Genomic DNA, 13,905 nt, shown 5'->3' on the forward strand with positions numbered 1-13,905 from the left:
CGTCCATACTTGCAAGGCATAGTGCCGGCATAGTTAAGACGGCGTTAGATCAAAGCGGATCGGGGCGCAGCAGCAAAGCTGTAAGTAGCCCCAAGGCGAGACAGGCGAAGATTTCGGGGAGAAATCCGAAAGCGGCAGCGCAAGCCAGTACAAGCAACAAAGTTGTCCGATCAGAGGCCATCACCGCAAGCGCGCCATTCCCCTGTCGGGAAACAATACGCACGAGGCCGATAACGAGGGGCCCGAGCGCCGCAAGCGGTTGCCATAAAGGCCATGGTGCCAACACGAAAAAAGTGGCCAAGGCTGAAAACCCGTCCACGACCCATGTCAAAAACGCCTTGCTAGATAAGGCATCGGCCTCGTGCCGCAGCCGACTTGCCATGGTGCTGAACGCGTTAGCAGTACCTGCAAAGAACGCACCGGTCGCTACCAGAAGCAGCCCAATCGTGGCCGGTCCCAACGCAGCGGTAATCACGCCCGCCAACAGCAGTGTCAGTGCCAGCGCCCCTGCCACATTCGCGCCCTGCACAAGGCCGCGGGGAGCGAGTTCTTGCACCAACCTTGTGGCCAATCTTGACGAAGGCGCACGCCAATCAGATTTTACCGCAGCTGCCTCGATCATGGCCCGCTCCGCATGGCCGGCAACCTCCGCGCTATCGACCAGAAGCCAGCTTTCCGGCGCGAGGTCGCGGGTACGCAGATCATGGCAGGGCGTTCCCGCTTGCAGAGCGAGCCGTAGAAGCAGCGACACCGCATCGGCGTCGGCGGGAAAATCTGCAAGTCGCTGTACGGCGGCGCCGCGCATCGCAAGCATGCCTGCCCAATGCCTTGCGACATCGATCCGCTCGAAATCTTCAGGAAAAGTGGTGGCCAGCGGATGATCGGCTGGGATCGCAGCGACCACACGCTGCAGAGTTTCTTGTCTGGCGAATACCGTTCGGGTCACGGATGGATTAGGCATCAGACCATCGGCCAGGACGATGAGATCATCTTCAGCTCGCACCAATCCGGCAAGCGCCGAAAAGCCTTGCAAGGCATGAAAAGTTGCCCCGCCCGCTTCGGCATTGTGCTGCATGGCCAAAATCTCGCCGGTTGCAGCTTGAGTCAGACAAACAATCCGCTGCACACCGAGTGATAGGAGCAGTGCCACTTGCCAAGCAAGCATGCTGCGTCCCGCAAGTGGCAACTCAGCGCGAAGATATCCGTCCTCGCTGCGACGGATCGCGGAGATCAAGCCGATGCGCATCTTTTGTCTCGCTCCCACGCTGCGCCGCAGCCACGATGGCGACGTCGACAGGGGATTGGCCGTTTCAACACGGGCCTTCAAGCAAGACCACGCATTTTGCCGCAGTCCGACAGATGGGGCTGATGATTAGCGGTGTCTTGCGTTCTGCTCGCGAATTTGGGCGCGGGTAAAGCGAGCAAGCACGGCTTCAACTTCACGGATTGCCATGGGTTCACCCGGCGCGGCTTGGAGCGCAATCTCGGCCGCCTGAAGCAGATCTTCGGCATGAAAGCTCGCTGCAAGACCTTTCAACCGCATCGCCGCCATGTGCCAGTTGCCGTCGCAACGCGAACGTTTGAGCAAATCGAGTTGGCGCGCTGCGCTTTCAAGAAATGCTCCGCGTAACTCGCGCAGCAGTGCAGCGTCGCCGCCGGCCGCTGCCGCAAGTGTCGCATCAAGAGCACCGTGATTAAAAGCCATCACAACGCGATAAACCGAATTGGGTTAATGCGGGGTTTATCCGGATTTTGGCTGTGGTATGTATCGCGCTATGACAGGACGGCACCAGATACGCGCTTTGGGGCGCAAGACCGGCAATGACGGCGCGGACAATACGCCTCGCGAAGAGCCGCTGGGGCAGAACGCCGCGGGCGACGATGCATTGGAATTGTCGGAAATCTGGACCGAAGACACAGATGAGCCCGCCGCCGCACAGCGCGGCTGGATCGCACCGAGCCTTGCCAGCCTGATCATCGTCGGATGGACGGGGTTCTTTCTCTGGGCCCAGCTTGGCGAAATGCAGGCCGCAGCCCTGCCCGCACAATGGACCAGTTGGATTGTCGAATGGGCCATTCCGGTGGCTTTGGTCGGGATCATCTGGCTGCTGGCGATGCGATCCTCGAACGCCGAGGGGCGGCGCTTTGCAGCGACCGCGGCGATCATGAATCGCGAAGGCGCAGCGCTGGAAACGCGGCTCAAGGTAGTGAACCGGGAATTGAGCCTCGCCCGCGAATTTCTGGCCGCGCAAGCCCGCGATCTCGAAGCTCTCGGCCGAATCGCTGCCGAACGCTTGTCTGCCCATGCGGGTGAATTGCAGGCATTGATTACAAGCAATAGCGCGCAGATCGAAGCCATCGGTTCCACCAGCGAAACCGCGCTTGGGAATATGGAGCGCCTGCGAAACGACCTCCCCGTGATCGCCAACGCCGCGCGTGACGTCGCCAATCAGATCGGCAGTGCGGGACGCGTTGCCGAGGATCAGCTTGCGCGGCTGACCGGCGGGTTTGAACGCCTGAGCAATGCTGGCGCCGAAAGCGAAACGCAGGTCACGCGGCTTAGTGACCACATCGGCACCACGCTTGGTCATTATGAAACGCAACTCAATCACGTCGAGGCCCTGGTCACGCAACGCTTTGTCGCTTTGCGCAACGAAGCCGACGCCTATCGCACACGCATGGCAACTCTGGAGGACGAGGCACTTTCTTCGCACGCCGACCGCACGCAAACCCTCGCCGATCAAAGCGAAACACTGGCAGAACAGCTGCGCGAAGCGGGCGACACCGCCCGCACAAGCTTTGCGGCTGCGATCTCGGCGCTGCATGAAACACTGGTCGAAAAACTAACACTCGTTGACCAGATCGATCGGACCACCGGTACTGCAGCGAGCGAGCGGATCACACTTCTGCGCGAAGAAGCCGTGCGGTTTGACGCGCAACTATCTGATCGCAATCGGCAGTTTGACGAGTTGATTGAACAGCGCCGGGCGGCCGTCGAAACGCACGAGGCGCAGGCAAGCGAAGTCTTGGCTCAGCGACTGGCGGCGCTCGACGATGCGCTCGCTCAACGCCGCGACGCGCAGGTTGCCGAGATCGAGAAGCTGATCCTGCAAGGCGAAGTGATGACCGAGCGCGTGGCGGAACTTGGGCGCGTGCTGGCCGATGTCAGCAATACAGGAAATGCGGCGCGCGAAAGCCTTGGCGCGGGCTTAGGTACGCTGGGTCAGCAACTGAACGATAAGCGCGCGGTGCTGGCTGCAACCGAGGACCAACTCGTCAGGTTGACCGATAGCAGTGTGCGATTGCTCGAAATTCTTCAGTCCGGTGCGCACACGTGCCGCGAGGATCTGAACACAGCAATCAGCGGCGCTGATGCAGCATTGCATGAAATAGAGGTGAGAGCTGGCAAGGTCGAAGCCTTAATGATGCGCAGCACGCAGCAAGGCAGCGATCTTTCCGGTTATCTGTTGCAGACTCGGTCCGACATCGACGCGGCTGAAGTTGCCATAGCTGGCTTCAAAGCGCATCTCGCTGACGACACTGATGATGCCCTTGCACGGCTGCAGGGCCTGCGAGGCGGCTTTGCCCGACTGGCGGAGGAAAGTGGCACGCTGGCTGGTGAGACACAGGATCGTCTGCGCGGATCGCTGGCGGCGCTTGAAACCGCGATCAACCAGGCGTTCGACACGCTTGACGAAGGCGCGCGTGACAGGATCTTGGCTTTGGCAACAGGGCTTGGCACCGAGGCCGTAGACGTCCTTGAAAAGGCACTTCGGAACGAAACAGCCTCGACGCTCGGCAAACTTGAACAGTCCGCTGCCCACGCATCGGGCGTCGGGCGCGAAGCCGCCATCCAATTGCGCGATCAGTTGGTGAAAGTGAACGAACTCACCGGCAATCTGGAACAGCGCGTGGCGCGCGCCCGCGAATTGGCCGAGGAACAGGTCAATAATGACTTCACGCGGCGCATGGCGTTGATTACCGACAGCCTCAATTCCGCATCAATCGACATCTCCAGCGCCCTGTCATCCGAAGTGGCCGATACCGCGTGGGAGGCGTATCTCAAGGGCGATCGCGGGATCTTCACCCGCCGCGCTGTGCGATTGATCGACAACGGTACCGCCAAAGATATCGCCGCGCTCTATTCTGGCGATGAAATGTTCAAGGCTAATGTCAGCCGCTACATTCACGATTTTGAGGGGTTACTGCGTCAAACGCTCTCGACCCGTGACGGTCATGTCTTGAGCGTGACAATGTTGGGTTCGGACATGGGCAAGCTCTATGTGGCGCTTGCGCAAGCAATCCAGCGCCTTCGCGCTTAATTGGCGGCGGACGGCGGTTTGGGCAGAATGTCGATATCCGCGACCGTAACCCAGCGATATTCGTAATTGGCGACAAACAACGTGGTCGCGATTGCGGCGAACGCCGTTGCGCGTAGCATCAGTTTTTTCGGTCGGAAATCGACTGGCGCGCTCTCCGCCTGTCCGGGAACAGTCGCCTCCCCTACCTCTTCTGCAGTGCGCACACCGAAGGGCAGCATCAAGAACGCGCTGATAACCCAGAACAGGAAGTAGATCGCCGCAATCGACGTGATCTGCATCAGGCAGGCGCCCCCGGCATCACCACCCGCACCTGCGGCTTCTTGCCTGACCAGCGCTGTGCAGCACGGCGGGCGGCAAGGCGCGCGGCCTCGCGGATGACCACTTGATCACGGGCGTCCTTGCCCTTGAGCCGCTTGATCGCGTTGAGCACATCTTCTGACGCTTCCTCGAGGAAATCAGGAAGATCCTCGTCAAGCGGAAGTCCGATCGCTTCGATCACCGGCCGGCTGCCGCGGGCAAGCACCACGACCAGCAAACCATCGACCGAAACGCGGCGGCGCATGGTGACCGCTTCGCCATCAGCGGGCGTGATGATGTCGCCATCCAGCACCAATCGCCCGGCGCGCACCTCGGCAACCTTGCCCGGTTTGCCAGGCGCAAGGCGAACGAGATCGCCGTTCTTCTGGACCACTTGAGACGGAATACCACTTTCTTTGCCGACGCGGGCCTGTTCGGCCATGTGGCGGATTTCCCCATGCACCGGGACCAGGATTTCAGGCTTGAGCCAGCTGTAGAGCGCTTCCAGCTCGGGGCGTCCGGGGTGGCCCGAAACGTGGATCAGCGCCTGCCTATCGGTAACCATCTGGATGCCGCGCGCGGCGAGCTGATTCTGGATCTTGGCAATCGGGATCTCATTGCCCGGAATCTGGCGCGATGAAAACAGCACGACGTCGCCAGCCACCAACTCGATCGGGTGGTTCTTGTCTGCCATGCGGCCCAGTGCAGCGCGCGGTTCGCCCTGCCCGCCCGTCGCGATAATCAGCACCTCGCCGCGGGGGAGACCCATCGCGGTGTCGAAATTGACCGGGGTAGGAAAGTCTTCGAGGTAGCCATTGTCCTGCGCCACTTCGATGATCCGGTCGAGCGACCGACCGCCAACGCAGATCTGCCGACCTGTTTCGCGCGCCACTTCGCCCAGAGTTTGCAGGCGCGCCACATTGCTGGCGAAGGTGGTGACGACAACCCGCTTACCCTTATGGCGAGCGACTTCGTCCATCAACGCGCGATGTACGGCGCCTTCCGAGCCTGAGGCGTTGGGATTGAAGACATTGGTGGAATCGCACACCAGCGCGAGCACGCCTTCATCGCCGATTTCGCGCAGTTCTTCTTCCGTCGTCGGCTCGCCAATGATCGGTTCGTCATCGAGCTTCCAGTCACCCGTATGGAAGATCCGTCCATGCGGCGTGTCGATCAGCAGGGCATTGCCTTCCGCAATCGAGTGCGCCAGCGGCAGGTAGGTGATGGTGAATGGTCCAAGCTCAATCTCGCCGTGGTCTTCCTCAATGATATTGAGTTCAATCTTGCCGAGAAGCCCTGCCTCTTCCAGCTTGCGCGAAACCAGATCGGCGGTGAACGGCGTTGCGTAAAGCGGCACACCCAGTTCGCCCGCAAAATAGGGCACCGCACCGATGTGATCCTCGTGCGCGTGAGTCAAAACGATGCCAATCAGATCCTTGCGACGCTCCTCGATGAAATCGAGATCGGCAAAGACCAGTTCGACGCCGGGATATTCATTGCCCGAAAAGGTCATGCCCAGATCAACCATGATCCACTTGCCTTGGCACCCATAGAGATTGACGTTCATGCCAATCTCCCCTGAGCCACCCAGCGCAAGAAACAGGAGTTCGTTTTCGGGAGTAAAATCGTTCTTCAAGGGATTTCCGGTTCTGTGAGAGGAGTCAGGCGGCGTCTGCCTGCCTGGCAAGAATAGCGAGGCCGTCCAGTGTCAGATCGGCATCAACGTGATCAAAAATTTCGGTTGCGTCGTCGAACAATATGGCGAGCCCGCCCGTAGCTACAACCTTCGCAGGCCGTCCGATTTCGACTTTCATCTTGGCAACCATGCCTTCCATCATGGCGACATAGCCCCAGAACACGCCGATCAGCATCTGGTCTTCGGTGTTGCGGCCAATTACACTGCGGCTGGCTGGCGCGCGGATCGCGATGCGCGGCAGCTTTGCGGTCTTACCCACGAGGGCGTCGAGCGAGAGGTTGATGCCCGGCGCGATCGAACCGCCCTTGTACGCGCCGGTAAAGTCGACAGCCTCAAACTTGGTCGCCGTGCCGAAGTCGACCACGATCAGATCGCCGCCATATTTCTGATGGGCAGCGAGGATGTTGAGCGCCCGGTCTGCGCCCAGTGTTGAGGGCTGGTCCACGTCGATTTCGAACTGCCAGGCTGCCTTGCCCTGCCCTGCAAACATCGGCGTGATGCCAAAGTATTTCTGGCACAGGACGGTCAGGTTATGGTCCGCACGCGGCACGACCGAGGCGACGATGATCTGCGTGATCGCGTCGCGCTCAACCCCTTCGATCTTGAGCAATTGCAGCAGCCAGACCGCGTATTCGTCACCAGTGCGGCGCGGATCAGTCGCGATGCGCCAACGCGCGCGGATGGTATGGGTGCCGTCCTCGCTGTAGGAGAACAGGGCAAAGACGACATTGGTGTTCCCGACATCAGCGGCGAGCAGCATTGTGACGGTCCTTCCTTACGAAATATCGCCCGCGCGAATGACACGTTCACTGCCATCCGCCAAGCGCAGCCGCAATGCGCCATCACTTTCCTCAAGGCCCGCGAAGGAACCTGACACGATCGATCCATCAATGTCGTGGACAGTTACGGGTGAACCTTGAGCGTGGATGGAGCGGCCAAGAAACGCGTGGAGCGTCGGACCAAGACCATCGCTGCGCCAGGCATCGAGCCGATCAGCGAAATGCTTTGCGAGGCTGGCAGCAAAATCCATCACCGGCGGCGAATGCATCACATCACCGATGGCGGCTGTCTTTCGGTCGGGCAAGTTCGGCGCGCGTGCGAGGTTTACGCCAATGCCAACAACGATGTGGCCGCGAACCATCTCCAGTAGGATACCCGACAGCTTGCCGTTATTCATCAAAACATCGTTGGGCCATTTGAGCGCAAGTTCGGCGCCTCCATTCAGGGCTCCAGCAGCCGCGTCATGCACAGCGAGCGCCGCAACCACACTAAGGCTCGCAGCGGGTGGTCCGCCCTCGCCCGCTGCGACCACTGTCGAGCCCATAAAGTTTCCGGCGCCATCGAACCATTCGCGCCCTTGCCGTCCCCGCCCAGCGATCTGGCGCCGCGCCACAAGCCATCGCCCTTCACTCCACCCTTCGCCGGAGCGGATGGCAGCGGCCAGATCGGCATTGGTCGATCCGGTTTGCTCGACCAGCTGAATGTGCGCAAGATCCGTCAAACCGCGAGAAACAGCGAGGCGGCGGCCTTGTCTGCCAGATCGGTCAGAGGCGGTGTGAGAAGATAGCCGAGCGGCGACACGATCAGCGCAGTCATGCCCAAAAGCGCCCAATGCGCCGCGCCGCTCTTGCCCGTAACCACACCTGCAGGCTCATCGAAGAACATCACCTTCACGAACTTGATGTAGTAGAACGCTCCGATAACGCTCGCCGCGATGGCGATGGCGCCGAACACTACGAGGTCCGCTTCAATCGTCGCCTGGAACACCACGAACTTGCTGTAGAAGCCCAGCAACGGCGGAATGCCAGCGAGGCTGAACATGAACAGCAGCAGCGCCCATGCGATCGCGGGCTGCGTTACCGAAAGTCCCCGGATGTCCGCGAAGGTCTCGAACAGCGTACCGTCATGGCCGCGCAGCATGAGCAAGGCGACAAAACTGCCAAGGCTCATCGCAACGTAGATGAACAGGTAAACCAGCATTGCCGAAGCGCCATCAGCATTGGCGACCGCCAGACCCAGCAGAATGAACCCGATATTGTTGATCGACGAATAGGCGAGCAGGCGCTTCAGGTTTTCCTGCCCTATCGCTCCCAACGCACCGAAAATGATTGAGGCCAGAGCCATAAACATCACGATCTGCTGCCAGGCGGCGACCTGTCCGCCGAACACCTCAAACACCACGCGCGCGGTCAGCGCCACGGCCGCCACCTTGGGCGCGGTGGCGAAGAAGGCCGTCACGGGTGTTGGCGCGCCTTCGTAAACATCCGGGGTCCACATGTGGAACGGCACGGCGGAAATCTTGAACGCGAGACCCGAAAGCACGAAGATCACGCCAAACAACGCGCCGGTGCCCATCTCCCCGGTCAATCCGGCGCGAACCGCAGTGAACGTCGTGCCGCCGGTAAAGCCGTAAAGCAGGCTCATCCCGTAAAGCAGGATGCCAGAGGCCAGCGCACCGAGCACGAAATATTTCAAACCGGCCTCACCCGAACGTGCATCACGCCGCAGGATCGCCGCCAGGACATAGGCCGAGAGGCTGTTGAGTTCGAGGCCAAGATAAAGACTCATGAAATCATTGGCGGACACCATGATGCTCATGCCGACCGCGGCGAACAGGATCAACACGGGGTATTCCGCGCGCATTCCGCGCTCGGCCCCGGCAGCGGGTCCGTCGAAGAACGCAGGGGCGATCATCAGAGCGCCGATGGCGGCAAGGTAAATCAGTGCCTTGGCGAACAGCGCAAAACTGTCGATCTTGAACAAGCCACCAAAGGCAAGAGTCGACGGACCGTTTCCGCCGGTATGCAGACCCGGCACTAGCATAAAGCCCGCAGCAAACAACGCAGCGGCAGCGACGATGGCAATGGGACGCGCAGCCTTGTCACCGCCCCAGGCAGCGACCAGAAGCAGGGCGAGGCCGGCGGCAATCAATACCAGTTCCGGCATCACAAGCGCGAAAGAAGCAGCGAAATCCATCAGTGCACGCCCTCCTCGGCGCTCGAATGCTCAGGCATCGCATTGGCCGCTTCGGCGCGCGGCGCGCCCGGAGCCAGTGCCGCATCACTTTTCGGAGCCGCTGCAGCAAGCCGCGCATCGAGAACCGCAATGTCAGCACGCATCGGCGACAGGAAGCTTTCAGGGTAAACGCCCATCCACAAGACCGCTGCAGCAATCGGAGCCATCATCACCCATTCGCGGGCCGAAATGTCTCGCATGGCAGCAGCATCCTCGTTCACCTGGCCGCCAAAGGCGACGCGGCGATAAAGGTAAAGCATGTAGGCTGCACCCAGAATGATCCCGGTGGTGGAGATCAATGCGACCAGGCTAGATGTCTGGTAAATCCCCGCCAGCGCCAGGAACTCGCCCACAAAGCCGCTGGTGCCCGGCAAGCCAATCGACGCCATGGTGAACAGCAGAAAAAACAGCGCGTAATAGGGCATATTGATCGCCAGCCCGCCATACCGTGCAATCTCGCGGGTGTGCAGACGATCGTAAATCACGCCCACGCACAGGAACAGCGCGCCCGACACAAGCCCGTGGCTGAGCATCACGATCATTGCGCCTTCAATCCCTTGCACGTTGAAGGCAAACAAACCCACCGTGACAATCGCCATGTGCGCGACCGAGGAATAGGCGATCAGCTTCTTCATATCGGCTTGCACCAGTGCGACGAGCGAGGTGTAAACCACCGCGATCATCGACAAGGTAAAGACCAACCAGGCAAACTGCGCGGACGCTTCGGGGAACATCGGCAGGCTGAACCGGATGAAGCCGTAGCCGCCGAGCTTCAGCAGCACGCCGGCAAGGATCACCGATCCCGCCGTGGGCGCTTGAACGTGTGCGTCAGGCAGCCAGGTGTGCAGCGGCCACATCGGAACCTTCACTGCAAAGCTGGCAAAGAAGGCCAGCCACAACCACGTCTGCGCTTCGGCCGGGAAGCTGTATTGCATCAGCGTCGGGATGTCGGACGTGCCGGCCTCGGCTACCATCCAGAACATCGCGATCAGCATCAGCACCGATCCGAACAGCGTGTAGAGAAAGAATTTGTAACTCGCGTAAATGCGATTGTCCCCCCCCCACACGCCGATGATCAGATACATCGGAATAAGGCCCGCCTCGAAGAAAACGTAGAACAGGAACAGATCTTGCGCCGCGAAGGTGCCGATCATCAGCACTTCCATGAACAGGAAGGCCGCCATGTATTCGCCGACGCGCTTGGTGACCGACTCCCAGCTGGCGAGGATGCAGACCGGCATCAGGAAGACGCTGAGCATGATCAGCATCAGTGCAATCCCATCGATTCCCAATGCGTAGCTGAAGCCTGCGAATAGCTCGGCCCGCTCGGTGAACTGCCACTGCGGGCCACCAATTTGGTAAGTGGACCACAGCATGACACCAAGCACAAAGGTGACGAGCGTCGCGGCAAGCGCAATCCAGCGCGCAGCGGCTGCGCCCGAGAACAGGCACGCCGCCGCACCGGCCAGTGGCACGAGCATCATCAGCGACAGGATGGGAAGGCCTTCCATTACGAAGCGCGCTCCTAAAGCAGAACAAAGGTGACGGCAGCGACCAGGCCGAGCAGCATGATCAGTGCGTAGGTGTAAACGTAGCCCGACTGGATCGACTTGGCGGCGCCCGCACTGCGCTCGACCACCCAGGCAATCCCGTTGGGACCGAAGCGATCAATCGTGCCGACATCGCCGAGCTGCCAAAACTTGCGACCAAACCAGAAGGCAGGCTTCACGAAGATCGCATCATACAGCTCGTCGAAGTACCATTTACGATACACGAAGTTGTGCAGAGCCGAGAAGGTCGCGACGAACCTAGCCGGAATATCGGGCTTCGCAATGTAGGCGACATAGGCACCTGCAAAACCAATCAGCATCACGACCAGCGCGGTATATTTCACCCAGTAAGGCACGGCATGCATCGCGTGGATCAGATCTTCGTTGTAGAAGATTGAGCCATCCCAGAACGCGGCGCTATCAAGGAACGCCGGCGCGAACACCTGGCCTGCCGCGATCGCGCCGATGGTCAGAAGCCCAAGCGGGATCAGCATCGAGACCGGGCTTTCATGCGGATGATAACCGCCGGTGGTGTCGGCGCCCGCCTGTTCGCGTGTCTTGTGAACGGCGTGCTGGATATGCTCGCTCTCAATCCAGCGCGGCTTGCCCCAGAAGGTCAGGAACATCAGGCGCCAGGAATAGAAGCTCGTCAGCAACGCAGCGATCGCCCCTGCCCAGAACGCGAACTGCCCAGCCCCGTTGCCGCGCGCAAAGGCGACTTCAAGGATTGCGTCCTTGGACCAGAAACCCGCAAAGCCGACACCGAGATGATAAACACCCAAACCCGTGATCGCGAGCGTGCCTGCCAGCATGGCGTAAAAGGTGAAGGGGATCACCTTCCGCAGGCCTCCATAATACCGCATGTCCTGTTCGTGATGCATCGCATGGATCACCGAGCCTGCGCCAAGGAACAGCAGCGCTTTAAAGAACGCGTGCGTGAACAGATGGAACATCGCTGCACCATAAGCGCCCACGCCCGCGGCAAAGAACATGTAGCCCAATTGCGAGCAGGTCGAATAAGCGATCACCCGCTTGATGTCCCACTGCGTCGTGCCGATCGTGGCGGCAAAGAAGCAGGTTGCCGCGCCCACGATGGTGACGATCGTCAAAGCCGTCGGCGCGGTTTCGAACATGGGTGACAGGCGGCAGAGCATGAACACACCCGCCGTCACCATGGTCGCCGCATGGATTAGTGCGGAGACCGGCGTCGGCCCCTCCATCGCATCCGGTAGCCACGTATGCAGGCCCAGCTGCGCCGACTTGCCCATCGCCCCGATAAACAGGAGGATGCACAGGATATCCATCGTGTAGAGGCGCATCCCGACGAAGGTAATCGTCGATCCGCTCATTCCCGGAGCAGCTGCCAGGATTTCGGGTATCGAGGTTGTCTGGAACACCAGATAGGTGCCGAAAATGCCGAGCATATAGCCCAGATCGCCCACCCGGTTGACCACAAACGCCTTGATCGCAGCCTTGCCCGCGCTTGGCTTTTTGAACCAGAACCCGATCAGCAAATAGGAGGCAAGGCCCACGCCTTCCCAGCCAAAGAACATCTGCACGAGGTTGTCAGCCGTCACCAGCATCAGCATCGCGAAGGTGAACAGCGACAGATACGCAAAGAAGCGCGGCTGATCCGGGTCTTCCTCCATGTACCCCCACGAATAGAGGTGCACGAGCGCCGACACCGAATTGATCACGACCAGCATGATTGCGGTGAGCGTATCGACCCGCAACGCCCAATCAAAGCTGAGCGTGCCGCTTTCGACCCACTTCAGAACCGGCACCACCACAGCGCTTTCGGTACCGCCCAAAAAGCCCAGGAAGATGGGCCAGCTCAGGCCAGCGGACAATATCAGCGCGCCAGTGGTGATCGACTTGGATGCCACATTGCCGAGCATCCGGTTGCCCAGCCCTGCAATCAAGGCAGCAAGCAGCGGCCCGAAGACGATGATGAGGATCTGCGTGGACACGAACGCTTACCCCTTCATCCGGTTGATATCGTCAACCGCAATTGAGCCGCGGGTGCGGAAATAGATCACCAGGATCGCAAGCCCGATTGCCGCTTCGGCCGCAGCCACGGTCAGAACCAGCATCGCAAAAACCTGACCCACCAAATCCTGCATGAAGGCACTGAACGCGACGAGGTTCAGGTTCACGGCCAGCAGGATCAATTCCACTGCCATCAGGATGACGATCACGTTCTTGCGGTTGAGGAAAATCCCTAGCACCCCAAGCACGAACAGGATCGCGCCCACGGTGAGGTAATGTTCGATGCCGATGCCACCAGCGTTCATCACAGCTCGACCCCCTGCCCGATCTCCGGGTTCTTCATGACGGTTGCATCTTCCGGGCGGCGCCGGGTCTGCTTGCCCACGTCCTGCCGCGCGCGCGCGCCGGGCTTGGGTGGCTGGAAGGTCAATACGATCGCGCCGATCATGGCGACCAGCAGGATGATCCCAGCAATTTCAAACAGCGCGATGTAGCGGCCATAGAGCAGCGCGCCCAGGGCTTCGATATTGGACTTGTCCGCTGCCTGCATGGCGGCGCCATCGGGAGAACCCAGCGAAATACCACCAGCGCTGTATGCGCCCACCGCCAGCAGCAATTCGGCCAGCAGCACCACCGCGATCAGCAGTCCTAGCGGCGCATTGCGGCTAAAACTTGCGCGCATCGCGGCAAGATCAATATCCAGCATCATGACCACGAACAGGAACAACACCGCGACAGCGCCGACATAAACAATCACCAGCAGCATCGCGATGAACTCCGCACCCACCAGCACCATCAGGCCAGCAGCATTGAAGAACGTCAGAATAAGCCACAACACCGAATGCACCGGGTTGCGCGCCATGACGACCATCACGGCGCTGGCAACAACGATCGTCGCGAAGAAATAAAAGGCGATGGCCTGTATCATGATATGACTCCGCCGATCAGCCACCCCGGCGCGAGGCCAAGGTTCAGAAAGCGGCAATGTGTTCCCTAGTCCAAGTGTGATCCCGCTGCCTGATCCCGTGGCATCGGA

At 60.2% G+C, this 13,905-nt stretch carries 12 protein-coding genes; 1 reads left to right on the forward strand and 11 read right to left on the reverse strand.

The window, feature by feature from the left end; genetic code table 11:
• Positions 1-49: 49 nt before the first annotated feature.
• Positions 50-1,150 (reverse strand): hypothetical protein, encoded by a 1,101-nt coding sequence (locus ACRANW_RS10680; RefSeq protein WP_479431771.1) that lies wholly within the window; start codon positions 1,148-1,150, stop codon positions 50-52.
• 222 nt (positions 1,151-1,372) lie between these two features.
• Entirely contained in the window at positions 1,373-1,705 is a 333-nt protein-coding gene (locus tag ACRANW_RS10685) for an Hpt domain-containing protein (RefSeq protein WP_479431772.1), read from the reverse strand.
• 70 nt (positions 1,706-1,775) lie between these two features.
• Between ACRANW_RS10685 and ACRANW_RS10690 the strand changes: the two genes are divergently transcribed.
• Positions 1,776-4,322, forward strand: a complete 2,547-nt coding sequence (locus ACRANW_RS10690; protein ID WP_479431773.1) for a coiled-coil domain-containing protein — start codon at positions 1,776-1,778, stop codon at positions 4,320-4,322.
• On the opposite strand, the gene ACRANW_RS10695 is transcribed toward ACRANW_RS10690, so the two are convergent.
• The 9 genes from ACRANW_RS10695 to ACRANW_RS10735 are packed head-to-tail and all read right to left on the reverse strand — an operon-like array spanning position 4,319 to position 13,797.
• Positions 4,319-4,600 carry a DUF1467 family protein gene (locus ACRANW_RS10695; protein WP_479431774.1) on the reverse strand — a complete coding sequence of 94 codons (282 nt, stop codon included), beginning with the start codon at positions 4,598-4,600 and terminating at the stop codon, positions 4,319-4,321. The two genes, ACRANW_RS10690 and ACRANW_RS10695, sit on opposite strands and share 4 nt — an antisense overlap.
• Positions 4,600-6,255 (reverse strand): ribonuclease J, encoded by a 1,656-nt coding sequence (locus ACRANW_RS10700; protein WP_479431775.1) that lies wholly within the window; start codon positions 6,253-6,255, stop codon positions 4,600-4,602. The genes ACRANW_RS10695 and ACRANW_RS10700 overlap by 1 nt, the downstream gene beginning before the upstream one ends.
• 25 nt (positions 6,256-6,280) lie before the next feature.
• A complete protein-coding gene (locus ACRANW_RS10705; RefSeq protein WP_479431776.1) occupies positions 6,281-7,075 on the reverse strand; it encodes a type III pantothenate kinase in 795 nt (264 codons plus the stop codon).
• A 15-nt stretch (positions 7,076-7,090) separates the two neighbouring features.
• Positions 7,091-7,816, reverse strand: a complete 726-nt coding sequence (locus ACRANW_RS10710) for a biotin--[acetyl-CoA-carboxylase] ligase (protein WP_479431777.1) — start codon at positions 7,814-7,816, stop codon at positions 7,091-7,093.
• A complete protein-coding gene (gene nuoN / locus ACRANW_RS10715; RefSeq protein WP_479431778.1) occupies positions 7,813-9,291 on the reverse strand; it encodes an NADH-quinone oxidoreductase subunit NuoN in 1,479 nt (492 codons plus the stop codon). Before nuoN ends, ACRANW_RS10710 begins: the two co-directional genes overlap by 4 nt.
• Entirely contained in the window at positions 9,291-10,841 is a 1,551-nt protein-coding gene (locus ACRANW_RS10720) for an NADH-quinone oxidoreductase subunit M (protein WP_479431779.1), read from the reverse strand. The genes nuoN and ACRANW_RS10720 overlap by 1 nt, the downstream gene beginning before the upstream one ends.
• A 14-nt stretch (positions 10,842-10,855) precedes the next feature.
• Positions 10,856-12,850 carry an NADH-quinone oxidoreductase subunit L gene (nuoL, locus tag ACRANW_RS10725; protein ID WP_479431780.1) on the reverse strand — a complete coding sequence of 665 codons (1,995 nt, stop codon included), beginning with the start codon at positions 12,848-12,850 and terminating at the stop codon, positions 10,856-10,858.
• A gap of 6 nt (positions 12,851-12,856) precedes the next feature.
• Positions 12,857-13,174 (reverse strand): NADH-quinone oxidoreductase subunit NuoK, encoded by a 318-nt coding sequence (gene nuoK / locus ACRANW_RS10730; protein WP_479433922.1) that lies wholly within the window; start codon positions 13,172-13,174, stop codon positions 12,857-12,859.
• The gene (locus tag ACRANW_RS10735; RefSeq protein ID WP_479431781.1) at positions 13,174-13,797 is read right to left on the reverse strand and encodes an NADH-quinone oxidoreductase subunit J; all 624 of its coding nucleotides are present in this window, start codon (positions 13,795-13,797) and stop codon (positions 13,174-13,176) included. Before ACRANW_RS10735 ends, nuoK begins: the two co-directional genes overlap by 1 nt.
• Positions 13,798-13,905 lie beyond the last annotated feature (108 nt).

This window comes from Erythrobacter sp. 'gip.4 top 5', from assembly GCF_056495765.1.

Bases quoted from the DNA above. Each gene is read 5' to 3' on its own strand.
- ACRANW_RS10685 (WP_479431772.1), bottom strand. From the start codon at position 1,705: ATGGCTTTTAATCACGGTGCTCTTGATGCGACACTTGCGGCAGCGGCC.
- ACRANW_RS10690 (WP_479431773.1), top strand. From the start codon at position 1,776: ATGACAGGACGGCACCAGATACGCGCTTTGGGGCGCAAGACCGGCAAT.
- ACRANW_RS10695 (WP_479431774.1), bottom strand. From the start codon at position 4,600: ATGCAGATCACGTCGATTGCGGCGATCTACTTCCTGTTCTGGGTTATC.
- ACRANW_RS10705 (WP_479431776.1), bottom strand. From the start codon at position 7,075: ATGCTGCTCGCCGCTGATGTCGGGAACACCAATGTCGTCTTTGCCCTG.
- nuoN (WP_479431778.1), bottom strand. From the start codon at position 9,291: ATGGATTTCGCTGCTTCTTTCGCGCTTGTGATGCCGGAACTGGTATTG.
- ACRANW_RS10720 (WP_479431779.1), bottom strand. From the start codon at position 10,841: ATGGAAGGCCTTCCCATCCTGTCGCTGATGATGCTCGTGCCACTGGCC.
- nuoK (WP_479433922.1), bottom strand. From the start codon at position 13,174: ATGAACGCTGGTGGCATCGGCATCGAACATTACCTCACCGTGGGCGCG.
- ACRANW_RS10735 (WP_479431781.1), bottom strand. From the start codon at position 13,797: ATGATACAGGCCATCGCCTTTTATTTCTTCGCGACGATCGTTGTTGCC.